The sequence below is a fragment of the Peribacillus frigoritolerans genome, from assembly GCF_001636405.1.
Lineage (GTDB): Bacteria > Bacillota > Bacilli > Bacillales > DSM-1321 > Peribacillus > Peribacillus frigoritolerans.
The window spans coordinates 1,361,076-1,381,999 of sequence record NZ_KV440950.1 but is presented as its reverse complement, the minus strand read 5'-3'; the positions used below and the strand labels follow the sequence as shown (position 1 = coordinate 1,381,999).

At 40.1% G+C, this 20,924-nt stretch carries 19 protein-coding genes; 3 read left to right on the top strand and 16 right to left on the bottom strand.

Going from position 1 to position 20,924, the window contains the following annotated elements:
• Positions 1 to 30: 30 nt before the first annotated feature.
• The 6 genes from A6755_RS06835 to helD form a co-directional block, all read right to left on the bottom strand.
• Positions 31 to 954, bottom strand: coding sequence for a dihydrodipicolinate synthase family protein (locus A6755_RS06835; protein WP_063590203.1), 924 nt, complete (start codon positions 952 to 954; stop codon positions 31 to 33).
• A gap of 22 nt (positions 955 to 976) precedes the next feature.
• Complete coding sequence (locus tag A6755_RS06830) at positions 977 to 1,762, bottom strand: HpcH/HpaI aldolase family protein (RefSeq protein WP_063590202.1); 786 nt, start codon at positions 1,760 to 1,762, stop codon at positions 977 to 979.
• Positions 1,763 to 2,015: 253 nt separating this feature from the next.
• Complete coding sequence (locus tag A6755_RS06825; RefSeq protein ID WP_063590201.1) at positions 2,016 to 2,690, bottom strand: GntR family transcriptional regulator; 675 nt, start codon at positions 2,688 to 2,690, stop codon at positions 2,016 to 2,018.
• A 122-nt stretch (positions 2,691 to 2,812) separates the two neighbouring features.
• A complete protein-coding gene (locus tag A6755_RS06820) occupies positions 2,813 to 4,108 on the bottom strand; it encodes an Nramp family divalent metal transporter (RefSeq protein ID WP_063590200.1) in 1,296 nt (431 codons plus the stop codon).
• 483 nt (positions 4,109 to 4,591) lie between these two features.
• The gene (locus A6755_RS06815) at positions 4,592 to 4,828 is read right to left on the bottom strand and encodes a hypothetical protein (protein ID WP_063590199.1); all 237 of its coding nucleotides are present in this window, start codon (positions 4,826 to 4,828) and stop codon (positions 4,592 to 4,594) included.
• 104 nt (positions 4,829 to 4,932) lie between these two features.
• Positions 4,933 to 7,272: an RNA polymerase recycling motor HelD gene (gene helD, locus A6755_RS06810; protein WP_063590198.1), complete on the bottom strand. Its 2,340-nt coding sequence runs from the start codon at positions 7,270 to 7,272 to the stop codon at positions 4,933 to 4,935.
• Positions 7,273 to 7,684: 412 nt separating this feature from the next.
• On the opposite strand from helD, the gene A6755_RS06805 reads away from it, so the two are divergent.
• Entirely contained in the window at positions 7,685 to 7,942 is a 258-nt protein-coding gene (locus A6755_RS06805; RefSeq protein ID WP_057276990.1) for a zinc ribbon domain-containing protein, read from the top strand.
• A 422-nt stretch (positions 7,943 to 8,364) separates the two neighbouring features.
• Here A6755_RS06805 and A6755_RS06800 read toward each other — a convergent pair whose 3' ends face one another.
• The 4 genes from A6755_RS06800 to A6755_RS06785 all read right to left on the bottom strand — a co-directional run bounded on the left by A6755_RS06800 (position 8,365) and on the right by A6755_RS06785 (position 13,362).
• Complete coding sequence (locus A6755_RS06800; protein WP_063590197.1) at positions 8,365 to 9,279, bottom strand: response regulator; 915 nt, start codon at positions 9,277 to 9,279, stop codon at positions 8,365 to 8,367.
• Positions 9,276 to 10,547: an ATP-binding protein gene (locus A6755_RS06795; RefSeq protein ID WP_084737502.1), complete on the bottom strand. Its 1,272-nt coding sequence runs from the start codon at positions 10,545 to 10,547 to the stop codon at positions 9,276 to 9,278. The genes A6755_RS06800 and A6755_RS06795 overlap by 4 nt, the downstream gene beginning before the upstream one ends.
• 416 nt (positions 10,548 to 10,963) lie before the next feature.
• Positions 10,964 to 11,941, bottom strand: a complete 978-nt coding sequence (locus A6755_RS06790; protein WP_063592471.1) for a 2-hydroxyacid dehydrogenase — start codon at positions 11,939 to 11,941, stop codon at positions 10,964 to 10,966.
• A gap of 98 nt (positions 11,942 to 12,039) precedes the next feature.
• The gene (locus A6755_RS06785; protein WP_244889644.1) at positions 12,040 to 13,362 is read right to left on the bottom strand and encodes an Nramp family divalent metal transporter; all 1,323 of its coding nucleotides are present in this window, start codon (positions 13,360 to 13,362) and stop codon (positions 12,040 to 12,042) included.
• A gap of 411 nt (positions 13,363 to 13,773) precedes the next feature.
• Between A6755_RS06785 and A6755_RS06780 the strand changes: the two genes are divergently transcribed.
• Positions 13,774 to 14,034, top strand: a complete 261-nt coding sequence (locus A6755_RS06780; protein ID WP_063590195.1) for a hypothetical protein — start codon at positions 13,774 to 13,776, stop codon at positions 14,032 to 14,034.
• Positions 14,035 to 14,227: 193 nt separating this feature from the next.
• On the opposite strand, the gene A6755_RS06775 is transcribed toward A6755_RS06780, so the two are convergent.
• From A6755_RS06775 to A6755_RS06750, 6 genes are all read right to left on the bottom strand, one after another.
• Entirely contained in the window at positions 14,228 to 14,497 is a 270-nt protein-coding gene (locus A6755_RS06775) for an excalibur calcium-binding domain-containing protein (RefSeq protein ID WP_063590194.1), read from the bottom strand.
• Positions 14,498 to 14,654: 157 nt separating this feature from the next.
• The gene (locus A6755_RS06770) at positions 14,655 to 15,212 is read right to left on the bottom strand and encodes a competence protein ComK (RefSeq protein ID WP_063590193.1); all 558 of its coding nucleotides are present in this window, start codon (positions 15,210 to 15,212) and stop codon (positions 14,655 to 14,657) included.
• Positions 15,213 to 15,368: 156 nt separating this feature from the next.
• Positions 15,369 to 16,400 (bottom strand): DNA sulfur modification protein DndB, encoded by a 1,032-nt coding sequence (locus A6755_RS06765; RefSeq protein WP_063590192.1) that lies wholly within the window; start codon positions 16,398 to 16,400, stop codon positions 15,369 to 15,371.
• On the bottom strand, positions 16,387 to 17,493 hold the full coding sequence (locus tag A6755_RS06760) for a DNA sulfur modification protein DndB (protein ID WP_063590191.1): 1,107 nt from the start codon (positions 17,491 to 17,493) through the stop codon (positions 16,387 to 16,389). Before A6755_RS06760 ends, A6755_RS06765 begins: the two co-directional genes overlap by 14 nt.
• Before the next feature lie 314 nt (positions 17,494 to 17,807).
• Entirely contained in the window at positions 17,808 to 18,119 is a 312-nt protein-coding gene (locus A6755_RS06755; protein WP_063590190.1) for a protealysin inhibitor emfourin, read from the bottom strand.
• Between the two features lie 32 nt (positions 18,120 to 18,151).
• The gene (locus A6755_RS06750; RefSeq protein WP_063590189.1) at positions 18,152 to 19,213 is read right to left on the bottom strand and encodes a M4 family metallopeptidase; all 1,062 of its coding nucleotides are present in this window, start codon (positions 19,211 to 19,213) and stop codon (positions 18,152 to 18,154) included.
• Between the two features lie 354 nt (positions 19,214 to 19,567).
• Here A6755_RS06750 and A6755_RS06745 point away from each other — a divergent pair, with 354 nt between their 5' ends.
• The gene (locus A6755_RS06745; protein ID WP_063590188.1) at positions 19,568 to 20,911 is read left to right on the top strand and encodes a PepSY-associated TM helix domain-containing protein; all 1,344 of its coding nucleotides are present in this window, start codon (positions 19,568 to 19,570) and stop codon (positions 20,909 to 20,911) included.
• Positions 20,912 to 20,924 lie beyond the last annotated feature (13 nt).

Below are 20,924 nucleotides of genomic sequence, written 5' to 3'. Positions count from 1 at the left end.
TGAGTTTAGCCAAATTCACCAGGATGTAACTTAAAGGCGTACACTTTCAAAAGGTAAATTCCATGATTTAAGAATGTTGTATATTTCTTTTTGGTCCGGCTCATCTAAAGGAGAAACGGGCTCCCTAGTTACACCGGCAGTTAGACCCATTTGTTCCATAGCTTCTTTAATCACAACGACATTATTGCCGTTGTTATATTTTGCTCTAAGATCCTCAAATGGCAATATCTCATGCCAGGCTTTCCACACTATTTCCTTGTTGTCTTGACGTAATGCCGTTAATAATTCAAATGATTTTGCCGGATATAGATTCACCAGTCCAGAAGTAAATCCAACTGCACCAGCATGAAAGAAAAATGGAGCCCACTTTTCTGCTGTACCACAAATCCAAGCTAGATTGTGCTCTTTAGGTATATCTGAAACAACTTTTGCAAATCTCGGTAAATCATTAATAGCGTATTTGACTCCAACAAGTTTCTCCAAAGATGATAATTCTTTTAGGACATTATCACTCAGGTTTGGATCTTTAAAATAGATTATAGATGGGATATCCAGTGCATCAATGATTTTTTTAAAATATTGTACTGCACCTTTTTCTGTAATGTACGGGTGAATCGGTTGATGGATCATAACGCAATCAGCACCGGCTTTTTGAGCTTCTATTCCCAGGTCTATTGCAATGTCTGCAGCGTAACCGACACCTGCTACAACAGTCGCCCTTCCATCTACCAGGCGGACAACCTCTTTTGTTATGTCTTTTGCTTCCTCTAGGGTCAAAGCATAGAACTCACCAGTGTTCCCATTTGGTACAATCACTTCGCTTCCGTGCTTGAGCAGAAATTGAATATTCTCCTCCAAGCCTTTCCAATTAATCGCCTTTGTTTCCTTTTCAAACGGTACAATATTAATTGCGGTAATGGTTGAAAGCTTTTCACTGAAAGTTGAATAACTCATTGATTTCCTCTCCCCTTTTTTATTATGATTCTAAAGCTGTTTCACTTTTTGCATCTTTTATATAATCCTTAAAAGACTGGTTAATCAAAGATGTCACTGTAAGGCCTACATAATCTGCACCCCAGTCTTTTCGGCTTTTTGCACCAGCTTTATCTTTTGAATGTATCCCAACTCTCACTCCATACTTTTTGGCAGTTTCGTAAATTCTATCAATACTTTTTAAAACTTCTTGATGATCAATCCTGCCCCCAAAACCTAAGGAAACTGATAAATCAGTAGGACCGATATAAACCATATCAATGCCTTCAACACTTAAAATCTCTTCAAGGTTTTCCATTGATTTTCTAGATTCAATATGAATGCAAACTAAACTTTGTTGATTAGCGTGTTCCAAGTATTCATGAATCGGTACTGTGCCATACTTAGCTGCCCTCATTGAAAATGCTGCTCCCCTTTTCCCCCTTGGAGGGTATTTCACTGCCTCAACGATTTTTTCAGCCTGTTCCTTCTCATCAACCTGGGGAACGTGAACTCCATGGGCTCCTCTATCCATCACTTTTAGAATCTCACTAGGATTGCTTGAGCCAACTCGAACCAAAGGCGTCACTCCTGCATTCTCTGATGCAATTACCATATGCTCGATATTTTCAGCCGAAAACATCCCATGCTCATTATCAATGACAACAACATCAAATCCGTTATATCCGGCCATTTCAACCAATTGTGTACTTGGAAAACCAATAAATATTCCAAATACTGTTTCCTGTTGATCTGTATAGAACGAAGATTTCAATTTGTTGTTAAACACAAAACCCATCTCCCCTTTGGATTTTTATTATGAAATATTTAGCTGTCGTTAAAAAGTGATATTTGATATTTGATATATCATAAATTAGTACAGAGTTTTACCTATACCGATAAAATTCACTATCAACCTTTGATACAAACTAAATGAACTAGATAACTGAACCGGCTTAACAACATAAACGCCATCTTCATGAAACACAAAAGAGAGAGATGGCGTAAAATTTCAAGATACCTTTCTCCAAAATTAAGGGACTTTACTTGCCGCTGTTTTTGTTTAAGGTAAAAGTTGTAGAACGGTTAATGTGATTGCGCATGGCATCCTCTGCACCTACCTCATCCTGCAATTTTATCTTCTCAAAAATGAAATAATGATCATTAAAAGCCCGTTCGTGTTCCTCCTTATGAGACATAGCTTTCTCTCTAAAAAACTTGTCAAAGGAGCATACTGCTTCTATTTGATTGGAGATATAAGTATTCTTGGCCGTTTGTTGGATGAAATCATGGAATTCACTATTATACTTTTTAAGCATTTCGCTATTTTTTTCCTTTGTGTAAGCTTCCATCTCTTTTAGGATAGATTCAAGCTTCTCTAATTCCTCTTGTGTTCTTTTCTTTGCAGCCAACCGTGCCGCAACTCCCTCCAGTGCTGCCCTAGCCCATCTTATTTCTTCCACTGAGCTCATGACACTTTCGGAAACAAATGAACCCTTTCTTGCCTGTGTGACAACTAATCCATCTTTTTCAAGCTGTCTCAAAGCCTCTTTGACCGGTGTAGTGCTTACATTAAACTCTTTGGCCAGTTCCCTCTCTCTTAGATGTGTTCCAGGCTCATATCTTTTGTTCAATATGGCTTCTTTAAGCTCCTCATAAATCAACTCTCGTACAGACCGTGATTGCATACTTATTCTTGTTATAATATCGTCGCTCATTCTGTTTATTCTCCTTCTGAACATTGTTAAATCCATTATAGCATTTGGTTAAAATAGATTAACAATTTATTCCTGATGCACGTACACCTTGGACCCCATGACATAAATACACTTTTAGCAAATTAAGAGAAGAAGCTTAAGAGAAGTTGGTATGATCCCCAAATCGCTAATAATGTAGTCCCTATTAGCATGATGTTTTCAAACCAGTTGTTCGTATATTTGCCCAAATATTTTTTCTGATTAGAAATGATTAGAAGACCCACCGCAATTGCTGGTAAACCTACTACATTCAGTGCATTCGTAAAAAGAGTCAGGGCAACAAATCCAGTAGTCCCAGGTATAGACCAGATAATTGGTGAAATTAGGAGAAATAAACTAATCCATTTAAATTTGTTGTCTCCCTCTATTTTCTGTTCTTTAGTCAATACCTTATTCGTCACCTTGTAATAACAATCCGTAATCACCTTGGCATAGCCATTCGCTGTTCCAATTACACTGCTATAAAGGATAGCAAAAACACCTAAGTAAAAAACCCAGGATCCCAAATCACCCATGTATATGGATAAAGCACGGGATATATCATCTATGTCCTTGATTTGGATTTGATTAGGACGGAGGATTTCAGCTCCAACTATCCATATGGCTAAAGTAAGGCTAATGGCTGCAATAAACCCGAATAACAAATCATTACGTTGAATCCGTTTATGAACTGGTTTCGTCCAGCCTTTATCCTGTAAAAAATAAGGGTAAATTAAATTGGTAAGAGAACCTGCTACTGCGCCCACCAATGAAACACCTACCAAAATAACGCTATATGCACCTGTATCCTCTGGCAGACCAAAACCAACCGTCCCCTTAAGAATACTCCCGACATCAGGTCCGCTATATACGGCCAATCCTATAAAACATATTGTTAAAACAGCCAATAAACCTTTCATGACCAGTTCTAATTTTTTATAAGCATTACTTCCCGCTATGAACAAGCTAACTAAAACAACAATAACTGACCAAATGAAATCGTTGCCAATTCCAAACATCCAATTGAGGGCTATTCCTGAACCTTTAATCATTTGCGCTATAATTAAATGCCCTATTACCAGGGAGGCGATTCCAAAGAAGAAAGGGAAGAATTTATGGAGGCGTGCATATCCTTCTAAAATAGTCATTCCTTGATTATTGTATATCTGGTACCGCCCCATAATATTACAAATGACAAACCGAATTAAGAGAGATAATACAAGAAGCCACATTAAATTATAGCCAAAGCTAGCACCAGATACAGAGGCAGTGATTAGGTCACCCGCTCCCATCATGGTAAGAATCATAATAATTCCCGGACCATATTCCTTTACACTATTCCATATCTTTTGTAAAAAGGTCTTATTCGATTGGATATCAAGTTCTTTTTGAATCTCCATTCTCCCATCCCCCAATTATAATGTTTTTCAAATTATTCAATTATGAAAAAGCATTTACTTACATCTCACGCGACTGGGTTTCTCCTAAAACAATACAGACCATGTTTATTGTCCTTAAAAGATGGAAGACAAAAAGAGTCATCGGTTCTCCCTGTTAATGATCCCTCCCTTTATTTTGTAGAAAGCGCTTTCATTTAGCTTTGACATATGATGTTTTATATATGAGATATGATATATCAGTTTAATGAGTCAGTCAATCTATTTTTACATTATTTTGAATTTATATAAAATAATTTCCTGATGCCAATGTATAATCAAATTTGAATGTTTTATCACTGCAATCAGTCTTATAAAAATTACCCTAATAAAAAAACCTGCATAGAATTTAATTCTACACAGGTTTCTAAAAAGCTGTTTTCCAAATTTCGACTATGGTAAATCCTATCCTTTATTTACTTAAACACCCTATGATGTTGGACGGATCTACTTTACATTACGGGTGTAATTAAATGTGTCTTTGTTCTGAGGAACATCAGGATCTTTTTTCCCGGCAGGCTGTACTGCTCTTCCTGTATTTCCGCTATAGCCTTCTTCCATGGGCCCTGGATAATGATAATGCCCATCATTAACTGATTGAGTTGTTGCTTCACCAGCAGCATGATTCGCTCCCGTTTCCGCGCCATCAATTCTTACGGATGTGTTTTCTTTATCATTAGTCAATCCATCTCCTCCTTTTCTAAAGATTTTCTTTTATAGTATTTCGATAAAAGAGCAATAAAATGAAAGGAGAAAAAAGGAAGCACTAATAATGACTCCATGCCTTGTTATTTGGAGGTCAGAAGTAAACTCTCCGTTGCACCGTTTTTCAAGAAGGGGCTGGGTTCGCCAACCGTATAAATTTGCAAGTCATGCATAGCCCTGGTACATGCGGTGTAGAACAATCTACGCAGGCTCTCATCACTGTATGTTTGCATGGATGCATCATATATGATGACTGCATCGAATTCGATGCCTTTGGCCAAATAAGCCGGTATAACAACTACACCCTGTTCATATTCATTTGTGCCTTTCTGTACGAGTTTAATTTCACCGTGGGCATTAAGGGCATCGTATGCGGCGGCACTTTCGGCAGCAGATTTACAGATTATTGCGATTGTATTGTACTCACGGCTTTGAAAGTCTTTGACTTTAGACATGATTTTGCGGTGCAATTCATCACGGCTGGACACTTGAGTGAGTACCGGCTTCTCGCCTTCACGATTGAATGCCTTAATTCGATGGCCTTCTGGAATTAGTTCACGTGTGAATTCTATAATCTGCTTTGTGGATCTGTAGCTTTGATCCAAGGTAATGCTCTCGGTTTCACTTATCCCGTATAAACTGGTAAGAGTCTGGAAATCCACCCGTTCGCTGGCATGAGCGAATATTGCCTGGTTGAAGTCACCGAGCACGGTCATCCTGGCAGAAGGAAACAATCGTTTCAAAAACTCGAATTGAAATGGAGAATAATCCTGTGCTTCGTCTACAAGCACATATTTTATAGAAGTATTCGACTGGAATCCTTGAATTAACTCCTTCAGCAGCAAAAATGGAGTCGCGTCTTCATAATACAGTTTACCTTCGTCCAGCATTTTTTGGGTTGATAAGCAAATTTCCCTTTCGGCAGGTGTTTCACCCTCATTCCACAGTTCGATCCGTATTTGTTCGTCAAAAAGTTGCTTGTATATGCCCTTAATATTTATAAAATGAAGTGCTTTTATCCGCTTGCGTAACGTCTTCAATTTCTTTCGAACAATCATACGCGCAAGCATTTTATTTTCCATCTCATAATCGTCAAAGGAATCTTCATCATGGTCGCGTTTTTTCTCTAAATGGGTGTATACCTTTTGGTAGTCTTCTTTGCTAAGATACTCGATTTCCTCCTCGACCCAAGGTTGTTTCAACTCAAACTTTTCCCTTTCATCAAGTAGCTCACATAACCACTCTTTCAGCTTTTCAATCCTATTGTGAAATCTTAATGTGGTGTCTGTGTTATAAAATCTTTCCGAGATTTGTTTGGCGGAGACGAGCGTTTCCCCTCGGAACTTCACCCCTCTAAAGATCATTCCGGATTGCTCCAGTGATTGTCTGTAGGTCTTGATGATTTCAAAGAAGCGAATGGATGCCTTAAATTGGATACTCGCTGTTCTGGTGCTATAGGAAGGATCCTCCGCTCCAGTCAGCAAATATTCCAGTTGCTCATAAGGATCCTCAACTTGAAACGAGTCAGTCAGACGATGATCCAGATATTCCTGGAATGTTACCTGCTGCATATTCTCTTCGCCAAGTTCGGGTAACACATTGGATACGTAGTTATTAAACATGGAGTTTGGAGAGAATAGAATGATTTGATCCGCTTTCAGCCTTTCCCGGTTCTTGTAGAGCAAGTAAGCGATCCGTTGAAGGGCAGCTGATGTCTTCCCGCTGCCAGCTGCACCTTGAACAATGAGCAGACGTCCGCGATCGTTCCGGATGATCCTATTTTGCTCACGTTGAATGGTGGACACGATACTGTGCATATGCTTATCCGTTCCCTTGCCCAGTACCTGCTGCAGGATCTCATCCCCAATGGTGAGACTCGTATCGAACATGGATTCGATAACGCCTCCCTTGATGGTGTATTGCCACTTGTTCTCCAGCATTCCCCGAATTACGCCTCCGGGAGTGGAGTATTCTACAGGACCGGGAGGATAGTCATAATAAACACTCGAAACCGGGGCCCTCCAATCGTAGATAATGAAGTTTTCTCCTGTTGCATCAGTAAGAGTGGAAGTCCCAATATAAATTTGTTCCGTAAGGGGAGACCCTTCTTCAGTGATATCAATCCGGCCGAAATAAGGCACTTCCTGCATGCGGCGCAGTGTTGACAGCCTCTTGAAGGCATATCTATGTGCGCCTTCGCTTTGTGACAAGTCTTGAGCCTGCTGCCTCAAGCCAATGATGGTCTCGAGGTAATCATCGAAAGTATCGATATTAACCTTGAGGTCATCCCAAAAGTGTTTACGGATATTAACAACTTCTTTTTTACGCTTTGAAGTTTCTCCTTCAATTTTGCTGATTTGTTTCGTGATGGTTTCTATCACCTCATTCAAACGTTCTTGCTCCTGCCGAATTTCATTGTTCATAACGGACACTCCTTTAAAAAATGAGAAATTAGGGGTTGACTAGAGGTGAGTTTTACCTTATACTTATAGTAAGGGGTAAACCGTTCTTGTGTATATTTAAATGTGTTTCTATACTAACTTATCATAAATTTCGAATGATTTCAATGTATTTTGCACAACAGTTGCCATAATGAATCGTCATTTTAAACTTTAATTTAACATGTAAAGCCAGTAACCAGTTGAGCAATAGCTTGGCTGGTTATTTTTATGATTATTTGAAGGCCTAAAGCTTCGCTAGCCCCGCCTTTCATAAGAACTGCAACACCCACATCAACGTTTGATTCGTTTCGATGAGATGTGATTCATATTGTCTTGACTTAACTTTGTTTGTTAGATAATGTTTAGGATAAAACTTTTTGTAGGAGAAATTATCATGAAAAATTATAAAGCATGTCAGAGTTGTGGAATGCCGCTATCTAAAGATGAATTAGGTGGTGGAACTGAAAAAGATGGTAGGATAAGTACTAAATATTGCAGTCATTGTTATATAAATGGTGAATTCACTCAAAACATTACTGCGATAGAAATGCAAAAAGTTGTTCAAAATCATATGATGGAAAATATGAATATGCCTAAATTTATTGCTAAGTTTTTCACTAGAGGCATCCCAAAGTTAGAGCGATGGAATTAATCAACGAATAGAAAACGAATGAACTTCTTTATCCTTTTCTATAGATTTGAAACAATTCTGTTTATAAAAAAGGCTATTTTCACATACTTTGTTGCTATTTACCAGGTAGTGGGTTGTGGTTGATTTCCCCTCAAGATGCTCGCTTTCCGCGGGGCGGGCGGTGAGCCTCCTCGGCGTAAACGCCTGTGGGGTCTCACCTCTCCCGCTGCTCCCGCAGGAGTCTCGCACTTCCGCTCCAATCAACCTTAAATAGTTTCGTTTAAAAACAACAATCTTTACGAAAAGAGCCATAAAAAACTACGGAGAAAATAGCGATAAAGACAAATCCCATATAAACGGATTTGCCTTTATGCTTCTTCCAACGAAAAATAAGAAAATGTTTTTGTGAATTTTCAATCTATTCCACTTGTGTTACTTGTTTATTATTTCATCATCTGCCTTGCTTCCATAAACAGCACTTGGATAAATTTTTTCATATTATTGCGGCTCTGACTGCTTACTTTTTTGCTTTTGTCTTCTAGCTCCAGCATTTTTTTTCGGACTTCCGAGAAATCAAAAAATGTGGATGAATAGGCTTCGAATTTTGGATTCATATAATCCGTCAATCCTAATGAAGCGATATGGATGAGTGCCTGGTTAAGAGCGCGACGGACACGCTGCTCGGAAGCTTTCATTTCTTTCTGGATTTCGGCCTCTTTCGCTTGATCTCCCAGCTTTTCAGCAGCAATCCCAGCAAAAATCTCCTTTAAATATGGAAACGAGTAGGCAGGACCGAGTCTTTGCTTTTCATTTTGGAGGAATCCTAAAATGTTTAATAAATCCTCGCTTCCCCCTTCGCCAATCATACCTAAATCAGAAATCAAGGACCGTCCGGCTTCCATGATATTTTTTGTATGAAAGGTTTTAGAAGACTTCGGGCGGTCCGTAAACACGTTCAACGACTTTTGAATGCCCTGGATCGATTGATCCACCAGTATTCGCTCGTTCACTTTGTTTAATATGCATGAAATTTCAACTTGGTTCAGCGGTTTTGTAATGTAGTATTCCGCTCCTAATCTATACGCCTCACCAATCATTTCTTTCGTTTCCACTTGCGATATCATCACAAATCTTCCTTGAAATCCATCAGCAAGAGACCTGATTGTTTCAATTCCATCCCTTAATGGCATGAGCAAATCAATTAAGACAACGTCTGCTTTTTTTAAAAACAACAAGCCATTATTCACTAAAGCTCCGTCTTCTGCTTCTCCCACCACTTTGCCTAAATCTTCGTCTTCAATTATCTCTGTCAACATTCCCCGAATGGCAGGATCGTCATCTATAATGAAATAATTCATCTCGTTAGCCCTTTCTCCATAATAGCATCAATCGGAATTCCTACGATGAATACGGTTTCTTTATAGGTATCCATTAGCCTGATATGTCCTCCAAATTTTTCAACTGTTTGTTTCACATACGATAAGCCAATTCCCGTCGAAGGGTTTCCCGCCGCATCGAATTTCTTTGTATATCCTGCTGTAAAAATGATTTCCTTCTGCTTTGGCGCAATGCCGGGGCCATTATCACAGATGCAAAACTCCACGAATTGATCTTTCCTTTTCACATGCAGTGATACGTATCCTTCTTCTTCAATGGCTTCCACTGCATTGGCCAATAAATTATTTATTAATGATAATACCATATATACATGATAAGGGGGATGGTCATCATCTATATGCAAGGTAAATGTAATAACTTTGCGAAGGGACTCTGCATATCGTCTATTGGACACGATCATGATGTTACCAAGGTCTTCGATCTTCATATATTCCTGCAGGTTTTTGGATGACATAAGTTTCGACAGCCCCGCATAAATCCGCTGGTTATCTTTTTTGATCTCATGCACGAGACCGGCAATCTGCAACGCAGTTTGCGCATCGCTTCCATAAGTCCCCCTTGTTTTTATCCGACGGTAAAAGTCATAACAAGTGCGGGTGATTTCTTCCGCATTTTGCATCGTTTTCTTCAGTTGAACCGATTCCTCATACAAACTTGAAATGAAAAGCAGCATTTGTTCCTTTTGGATGCGTTGCTCCGCTTCTGCGGATTTCGCTTCTCTTAGCTTTAATATATTAAAAAAGCCGAGAACGAAAAAGCTTCGAATAAAGGCGATTAAAACAAGTTGGTCAATGGCTAACATGGGTGTGCCCTGATTCGCCAGGATGGATCGGATCGTCATCTCCGATACACTTGCAAAAAGTTCGATCAATACCCCTAAAAGCCCGATCATGAACGGCTGATCGTGCCGTTCGTTCAATTTCATTTTATGAAAGGCCAACGCGTAAATGAAGTAGTAGAAAAAGGCGGGAACATGAAGGTAGATCGCATCCTCAACGGATATGTCCCGTATCCCGACAGCAAGTGAAAAACGCAAAAAAAACACACTCACTCCCGTCACTATGCCTGCAATAATCGGATGGATGCTCCTCCCCCATAGTAAAAACAAGAAGAAGACGGGGGTTCCCAAACTGACTCTGAATGTATCATCGAAGGGGTAAAACTTGAATTCGCCCGCAAGAGGCACCGCAATCATAATCAATAGTAATATCCTTATACTCTTTTTCAATACGGTCCCTCCCCAGTCACTATATTAAAAACATAACACATGAAAAGGTAAAAAAGTGAGAAGGGTTTTGATTGAAATTATTATTTTTTCTGGCCCTTGTACGTATCCGTAGGATTCAGTAGGTTCCAGTAGGATGATCATGAGCTTGAAATAATCTTAAAATCGAAAGCGCTAACAACAGAGCGACTAAGAAGTTCAAACCCAGGTATTTCTTGTGCTGAACTGTTTGATAGATCGTAATTTCCGATTTTGATGAAATGGCAGATGTGGTTGATGTATAACAAAAGTCTGGGGAATTGATATAAAAGCCCTCCTTTATGGGAGGGCTTTTTGTTTTGCAGGATGAGTAAAAATAATAATCCAAACAAAAAAATGGATAGCCCCAATCAAGGCTATCCAGCTTAATTTATAAAAGATCACTTCACCTTTACGCCAGCTTTAATCAACGTGGGCGGAGTTTCGCCCTGTAATCCGGCGACAAGGTTTGTTGCGGCCAGCATCGCCATTTTCAGGCGGGTTTCATATGTTGCGGAACCGATATGAGGCAGAGTGACGACATTCTTCATGGAAAGCAGCGGGTTATCTTCCTGGACGGGCTCCTGTACAAAGACATCCAGTCCTGCCGCGTGAATTTCTCCTTTTTTTAGCGCATCGATCAGGGCTTCTTCATCCACTGTTTTCCCTCTTGAACAATTGATGAAGATGGCGGACTCTTTCATGAGCTTGAATTCTTTTTCCCCCATCATCTTTTCGGTTTGAGGAGTCAGCGGTGTCATCAAGCAGACAAAATCAGATTGCTTTAACAGATCTTCCAGGGAACAGTATGCAGCTCCATACTTTTGTTCCGCGTCTTCGTTTCTGGATCTATTGTGATATAAGATGTTCATATCGAACCCAAAACGGGCCCTTTTTGAAACGGCAGATCCGATTCCGCCCATCCCGATAATTCCTAATACTTTATGGTGGACGTCCAATCCAAACGATTTTTCCCCGATATTCGATGTCCATTGCCCTGACTTTACCATTTGATCCAACTCAGGCATTCTTCTCGCTGTGGAGAGCATCAAACCCATGATCGTATCGGCGACTGTCTCATTCAATACCTCGGGAGTGTTCGTAGCCATGATTCCTCGATTGGACAACTCGGTTACATCCAAATTGTCGTAACCAACCGATGAATTACAAACGATTTTTAATAGCGGTGCTTGATCCAGTAAAGTTTTATCCACTTTTAATCCTGAGCCTAATATACCTTGTGCGTTCTTCAGCTCCTGAAGAAATTCAGGATAGTTTTGTGAATCAAGACCCTCAAAATAAACGACATCACAAGTCTCTTGAATATAATCCAACACCTTTTGATCCACTTTCTTATAAACGATTACTTTCGGTTTCATCATTGATACCTCACTTCCAATAAAGTAGGACCCCATCGGGTTCAAATGCTGACATAACCTATTTTGTTTTACGTCTCTATCTATAATCTACCATTATTTTAAAAAAAGGTAGTAGCTAATTGAACGGCGGACCAAATCGCTAAAACGGAAGCTAACGTTAGAATAATATTTTCGAACCAATTGTTTTTATATTTTCCCATCAAGCTTTTTTTATTTGAAAGCACGAGCATGCCAATTGCGATTACCGGAAAGCCGATTATATTTATTGCATTTACGCCAATTGTCAATGCAATGAAACCTGGCATGCCGGGAATGGACCAAATAAGCGGCGTAACTAATACAAATATCATGACCCATTTAAACATTGGATCTTTTTCATATTTACCATTGTACTTTTCGCGTCGGTTTTTATTTATTACGTAAAAGGCATCTACTATCAATCTTGGAAAACCAGTTGATTTCCCTACTATACTCGCGAACAATACGCCAAATACCCCAAGATAAAAAATGTACCAGCCAAATTGTCCTAACGACATTTGTAATGCCATTGCCAAGTCATCAATCGTTTCCACATGAATTCCATTCGGTTTTAAAATTTCTGCCCCAACCACCCAAATGGCTAAATTAATCACAATGCAAACTCCGATGGCAAACAGTAAGTCATTTCTTTGAACCTTGACATGACTCGGCTTCGTCCAGCCCTTTTCCTTCATGAAATATGGATGTACAAAGTTCGAAATCGATCCTGCCACTGCACCGATAATTGAAATCGCCACCAATAATGCTCCATGAACGCCAGTATCACTTGGAATGCTAAAACCAACTGTACCTTTAATGATTTGCCCCACATCCGGTGTAGCTTGAATGGCCAGGAACAAGAAGGCAATGGTCAATAATGCCAAAAGCACTTTCATTACACTTTCAATTCTATTATAAATATTCCTGCCAATAAGCATAAACACTAATCCTACAACTACCATTGAAGCTAAGAATGGCTGATTGACATGGAAGAGTGTCGATAATACCTCTCCCGCTCCCTTAATCATATAGGCATTAAACAGATGGCCCATGATTAATGCATAACCAAACATGAAATAACCGAAAAATGGGTGGATACGTCCATAGCCTTCAAGAATGGTTAAACCCTCTGTGTTACAAAGCTGGAACCGTGCAATAACATTAACGATAAGAAAACGAAGAATTAATGACAGAGCTAAAATCCACATTAAACTATATCCATAATCTGCACCGGCAACAGAAGAAGTCACCAAATCCCCGGCGCCAAGCCACGTTAACACGGCAAGAATTCCTGGACCATAGGCGGTTTTAAACTTCGTGAAGAAATTTGTTTTCTTACTTTCGACCTCCGGAGCAATCACAGTGGATTCAGCAAGATTTGATTGATTTTTCAAGTTATTCACTCCATTCCAAAGAGTATGTATTCGCTTTCATTTTTTCTAAAGCAATAATACTTAGATAACTCTAGACATTCAGATATTGAAATTATGACAGAACCTTACGTCATTTCCGGAATTGACATAAAGTTAACGCGCAGTATGTTGTCATGCTTCATGTTGAAGTGAATTAGATCTTAAGAAAGTTCTCCTTCCGTTTGATTGAATCTTTCGACTATTTACATTGAAATTGTAAGACAAATTAAAATGTAAGTCAATCATAATATTTAGAAGTTTTTTTAAAGCATAAAAAAGCCCCCTCGTACTTGTTGATCATTCAAGAGAAATTGGCGTTGCTGCAAATAAATAAAGGATAAGGTACAGCGTGCGAATAGATTAGTGCCATCAGCGGATAATATAAGCGAAGGAGTGAAATATATGCCACAAGATAATAACAATGATCCAAATAATACTGCCGGGAACCTTGATGCTCGCAGAGACCCTAATAATGATAGTTTGAACCCTGGGTATCAAAGAGAAGAACGCCCTATGCCTAATGGTAATATCCCAACAACAGAGGGTGTCGCAAATGTTAAAGAACGTTTTCCTTCTGACCATGAAAGACTTATGAGCAGAATCAATCTTGGGGATGCACTTATAAATCGGGAAAATACACATTTTGGACGGTTTGAAAGATAACCCACGAGAAAAAAGCTAAAAACCTGTGTAGGCTTTAGCTTCCGTTTTTTTAGTTTTGTACAAAAATGAACTGTCCTCTTCAGGCACTTGCTTTCCGCAGGAGTCTCTCACACCCGCTCCAATCAATATGGAACACGTTTTACCTACAAAAATTCAAAGAGACCTTCCTATAAAAGGTCTCTTTGAATAATCCTTACTTTTCACAAGCGATAAAGTCTTTGTCGCGATCGCTTTTTTTATTGGCATCATAAAGCGCCTTTGAAACGTGAGGCTTGTATTTCGTTTTTCCTCCTTTATTTTTAACGGAAGATGTACGGGCTACGCCTCCTTTGTAGTCTTTATTCAATGCTGTACAGTTTTTATAAGCCTTCACCTTTGTTTTGGCACTGGCAACGTCATTTGCGCCAAACGAGAGACCTAAAACTAGTCCAAAAGATAGTAAAATAGCAAATATTCGTTTCAAAATACGTACTTACTTCCCTAAATATTAACTTTTTACTAATCATAATGTATCATTCCATTTTTTACAATCACTATTTTTCTGATTTTAAATAATACCCACTCTCACTTAGTCCACCCCTAAGAAAAGACCGCCAATTCAGCGGTCTCATAGATTTTTATTATTCATTTCCTTTCACCCTGTAATGGACCTCCCCGGGTTCTTTGCAAAAGGTGATTCCGCTTCCCGGTTCGTAATAAAAGGTCTTTTTACCCAATGAGCGTTCATGGAAGGTCGTATGCAGATAGGCTGCTTGATCCCTTTTGAAGGCGAGCTGATTTTTGCTTAAGTTTACTGGTAAGCAATGACCGTAGTTTGTGTGGACCAGTGTTTCCTTTTCGTTCATTTCCTCTAAGTCACGAATGTGGATGTAGGAAAACCAGACTCCTCCTCTTTTCCGGAATGAGCGGGTGGAGAACCAGACCATCCCCAGCTGGGCGTTTATGCAGACGGGCAGTCTGTATTTACCGCCCAGTACGGATTTGGCTGCTGCTAGTCCGCCATCCAGATCCAATCCAAAGTGGTTTAACGTGTTATTCAGGATTTCCTGGCGCGGTTGCCTAACATGGAAAGTGCTGTCTCCCTCCACTACCGTAGTCATCTCGACACCATTGGCGTCGTATCGCTCCATCATTCCTACCGTTTCCATATTCAATAAATAGTTTTTTCGTATCATCATTCCATTCACTCCCCATTTCACTATTCCTTTTTATGGAGTATACTGGACATAGAGGCAGGTATACTCCTGCTCGCAAGCCCTTAGGTGATTGTCTGACCGGACGTCCTCACCTAGGGGTTTTTTCACTTTTTCATTATCACATTTCCCCTCACCTCCTCAACAGCTATACAGCCAGCGTACTAGCTCTTCGATATTGTTTTTATCTTTGCTTAGGTGAAATAATGGCGGCCGCCCTTTGTATGTTCCTTTAAACTCCTTCCAAATGGGATTATCGGGGCTCCAGTCCACTTCTTTCAATTTTGACATTCTCGTGGCAATCAGCTGTTGTCTTTGTTCGATTGGCTGGTTTTCCATTTTGTCATTGACATAAAGGGCAACGGCAATGAAAAGCGGGTAACTGGCAAGCATGCATTTTGTGTAATCACCCATCTGTCCTGCCGGGTATATGTCGAATAGTTCATTAAGATAGAGATGAATGAGTGTGATGTATTCACTGTTCGATAGCGGACTTTGGGATACTTTCTCTTCGATGTTTACGTGTGCCTTCCCAGTCATGAAGATGCCGATGACCTGCCTTAATTGCGATAGCGATAAGAGGTTTTTATTGGCTGGACGATTGATGGAACGCTTTTCAAGTTCGACACCGGCTGTTTTTAGCGATTGATGGGTATGGAGCACCTGATTGGTAATGACGTTGAGGTTGTTTCGCGAGTCGAATGATATCCGTTTGGAAAGGGCCACTTTCTTCCCTTTTAGATTGAGATCCAGGTAGAGCTGGGATTCTTCCGCTCTTGTTAGCCCTTCAAATACTTGGATCGCAATCGAGCTGTCCTTCATGAGTGAATCCAGTTCGTATGCTAGTTTCACCTTTTCTTCACCTTTCTTTAACGCTTTAAGGATACTGTCCTCCAATTGCGCGAAAGCCGCTATTCGTTGTGTTCCGTCGATGATCGAAAGTTCGATGGGATCTCCATTAGGGGCTGCTCCTTCCCTGCTGCTGGCAACAAGCGGCGGCAGGTAGATATTTTTCGTTAACGCATTGTCCAAAAGATAGTTTTTGATCGACCGGACCCGCAGCTGGTTGATTTCCCTCGTGGCAATCTGACCGTTGCGATACATATGGACCAGCTCAATGATGGAGCAGGAAACCATCGTCCTTCTTTTCCGGTCCAATTCACCTAGAATCATGCAGCCATCCTCCTTCTTGTTCTATTTTTCGTTTGAACGCGAGAGCCGTTTTCTGGATGGCGTTTGTAGTCGAATGGTTTTTGACTCTTTTTTTCAAGGGGTCGTAAATGTGTGAATAAAGGGCATCATCATGCTTCCAAGTACAGGCTTTCTTCAAATGCAGCATATGATTTATTGCTTCTTCATAGGGGATTTCATGATGTTTACGGAGTTGGTGGATCGTTTGGGCAAGAGCTATTTGAATGCCGGAATACCCTGAAGTGAATGTAGTCCGGTCTGTCATCTTCTTCGGAAAGATTTCCAGCCATGACTCGAAAAACGCGGTCGCGGTGTTGATGATTTCGGCTTTGGTCATATCAACATAATTGGCTTTACCCGTTTTCGCGGTGACGTTTCCTTCAAATAAAGCAATAAGGCAGCGCCTCATGATCGTCAGCGTAGTCAGCGCCGTACATCTCACGGTGATCCTCGAAAGGGTGGCCTCTATCTCCATCTTACTTTCTAATATCCTGGCAATGTTCCGTGTTAGTTCTGCATATTCATCGCGCTGGTCATACTTCATCACCAAGCCGTTATGCGGCTCTTTTCGCTTCGTATTAATATCATTGAATAGCTGTCTTTCTTCATGCGTTTCCAGATTTAAATAGATTTGAATCGTGACCGGATAGGTTTTCAACTTATCAATTTGGTTTTGGAGCTTTGCCGCTTCGGGAAAGTTTCCGATTTCTTCTTCCGTTTCCTTCCGTGCCCTTAGGTGACTGATGGCTGAAATGAGGGCGTAGGTCCTATGCTGACCGTCAAGTATGTATATTTTACTTCCTGGTGGCAGTTCCCCGCCCACGGGCACTTCTTGGATCGCTCCCCTGCTCGAGAAGATGAATGGGGAAAAGTAAAAGTCCCCTTCCGATACAGAATCGATGATGAACTCCCTGATTTCAGTCCTTCGATTGAGATCAAGCTTTCTTTGAACCGCCTCATCGACTTCGAATATCGCCTCCAATGTCGAGAATTGAATCTGCGAAATTAATATTCTTTTCCCGAATTGGGTAAGGCTGTTTCCGGCTATCGTCACTTTTATTTCTTGATATGTCATTCACTTCACCTCTCTGCGACCATTATCCTATTTTATGCTTTTTTTGTAAAACCGCTCTTGTATTACCTCTTTCAAAATTGGTTCCCTTTTGTGACTGCTTTACCTGTTTGATTGGCTAACTCTTTACAAAATCTCATCAAAGGGCTATACTCTTTAATTTCCGTTTCAAATTTGCTACTGCAGATCTCTATTTTGTGTCCATTTAGAGAACAAACAGCCAAAATCCAGATAAAAGTGAAACGAAATGACATTTTTGTGAAGTTTTACGACTCGTCAAAAAAAGTCTATCTGAATGATAGACTTTTTTGACGTAGTTATTCTGCCAGCTTTATTTCAATTGCTAAATTCCGTAAATAATCCAATAAGGGCCGGACTTCCTCTGGAGCTGTTGTGTCTGTGAATGAGAAAGACTGCTTCTTCTTTTCATCGGCTATATCCAGCTGGTATGAAAACGAGTCGAACCCTTGCGTTTTTACCATTTTACTTTGGGCAGCATTATGAAGGTCAGCATGTTTCATTAAGTTCTGCAATTCCTCATACTTCTCTTTCGGCAATTCATCCGTATCTATCCCGAAATTCAAGTCGAGGTTGGCAAATCCCCCTATGCAGCTAAATTTGATATGCATGGTAGATGAAGCCTCCTATTCATGGATTATTTCTACTCAGGCACTCCAACCGCTTTAAAAGCATTTTCAATTGTCTTGATGGCTGTTTTCGTAACATCGCCGCTATCAACAAGTTTTTGCGCTGCCTTGATGACGATTTGCACGAATTGATTGAAATTCGCCGTCGCAAATAAATTCTGCATCGCATTGAACCAAATCAAGGCCGCTTTGTCCGTTCCAATTTCCATGGATACTAGATAAAAGGCCTTGTTTGGTATGCCGCTATTGATATGGACACCATGATTATCACGTTCTCCCTTATAGAAGTTCTTCATATGATCAGGCTGAATATCCTTACCCATTAACTTATTGTCAAATGCCGTACCTGGTGCCTTCATCGAACGGAGTGCCTGCCCTTTCAGTGTCGGTCCCATTATATCAGCACCGATCAGCCAATCGGCATCTCCTGCAGTTTGCTTTAAGTGAAATTGTTTTATGGCAACTCCAAACACATCTGAAAGATGTTCGTTCAATGCCCCGGACTGACCTTCATACTCCAATCCACTTGTGAACTGCGTAACCCCATGTGTCAATTCATGTCCAATTACATCGAGTGAATTGGCAAAATTGCTAAAGATGACCCCATCGCCGTCACCAAATACCATTTCATCTCCGTCCCAATAAGCATTCGTGAACTTATTGCCATAATGAACGTTCAGAATGAGATCAAGACCTTGGTTATCAATTGAATTACGGTGCAAAACATCCTTGAAATAATCACGCACAACTCCGCTATAATCATATGCAGCGTTAACAATAGGATCTGCACTTGATCGGTCTCCTTCTTTCCTAGCCTCATTCTCCCGGAGTTTCGTTCCTCCCTTGCAATCGTAAACATGACGGGCAGATTCACCTTGACGTTCAGATCCTGCATCCGTCAGTGCGACAACACCGTCAATATCGTATTCTTTCAATATTCTGCGCCTGCGCATTTGACGGCTTTTCGCTAAACTGATCCGTGCTTCCTCCACTTCATTTTGTGCCAAATTCTCAAGAATATAGTTAGGTACGATGAAACACTGACACTTCAATTTGGAACAACCTTTTTTATGCATATGCGTCACTCCTTCATGTTTTTTTACGATCTATTATCATATCGTTTATCAAACCGCTCTCATGCTCAATAGCTGTTTATCTGATCCGTTCACATTTGCTGCTCATCCTATCTTCAACACATTTCTCTAGACTACTTTCGCCGCAACTACCTCATTTCCCTCCATTCCTCCCTGCCCCACTGTTTGCTAACTCTTTCTCAGGGAGTTCACTCCTTAGTTACAGTTGTTCTTCTTAGTTGATATGACTTCTACTCTATAACAAATACAAACTTCCTTTTTTTAATAAATTTCATATTTTTCTCACAATTTTCTTTTATCATCTATATAAGAATACGACTCGGAGGTTCTGTATAAATGGAAACTAAACAACCAAACACCTCTCTGTATAGAACAGTATGGAGATGGCATTTTTACGCTGGAATCATTTTTGCACCCTTACTTATTATTCTGGCAGTTACCGGCTCAATCTATTTATTTAAGCCGCAGATTGAACAATTTCTTTATCAAGACTACCAAGCGGTTACACCTCAAGGAGATAGATTGCCGGCATCCCAGCAGATTGAGAATGTGAAGGAACTATACCCTGATGCAGTGGTGACAAAGTATCATCCCGGAGAAAATGCATCTCGTTCGAGTGAAGTAAGCATCACTTCTAATAAAGAGTCTCTTACGATTTTCATGGACCCGTATACTGGTAAATCTATTGGAGAGTTAAATGATGAAGACAGAATCATGGATAAAATCGAGGAAATTCATGGTGAACTGATGGCTGGTACCTTAGGAGATAGAATTGTAGAGTTAGCTGCGTGTTGGGCAGTTGTGTTAATTGTCTCTGGACTTTATTTATGGTATCCCAAAAAGAATCAAAGCCTTTCTGGTGTTCTTTTTCCAAGACTAAAAAAAGGGAAACATATTTTCAGAAGAGATTTACATGCAGTACCTGCCTTTTGGATAACTGCAGGCATGTTATTTTTAATCATGACAGGATTGCCTTGGTCAGGTTTTTGGGGAAATAACTTTCAATTGTTAGCTACCAACTCCGGATCTGGGTATCCTCCTTCCATATGGACAGGAAGTGCTCCAACTTCCTCAATTAAGACAAAAGACATTGCAGATGTTCCCTGGGCAGCAGAAAATTTAGATGTACCACTCTCAGATATTCAAGGCTTTATCCCACTTTCCATTGATGATGTAGTTACGATAGCAAATCGTGAAGATATGCATCCAAGTTATAGCATTAATATTCCACAAGAAACAGAGGGCGTTTATACATTGTCAGCTTTTCCAGCGAAAGCCCAAGATGAAGCGACCATTCATATTGACCAATATTCCGGTGCAGTTCTAGCTGATTATCGTTATGACCATTACGGTTTAATAGGGAAAATAGTTGCTTGGGGAATTACCCTGCACAAGGGGACTCAATTTGGTTTGATTAATCAAATCATCAGCCTTCTTATTTGTTTAGGAATCATGTTTGTTGCATGTAGCGGTTTTTATTTATGGTGGAAGCGAAAGCCGAAAAAAAGCTTAGGTGCACCAAAAGCTCCTCAAATAAAGAACATAAAACTCTTTCTATTTCTGTTAATAGGCCTTGGAATTTTGTTTCCTTTGGTTGGTTTGTCTCTTATTGTTGTTTGGCTAATCGACTGGTTGATTATTAAAAAAATATCTGCAGTCAAAAATTTTTTGAATGCCTAATTCGAAATGTGAA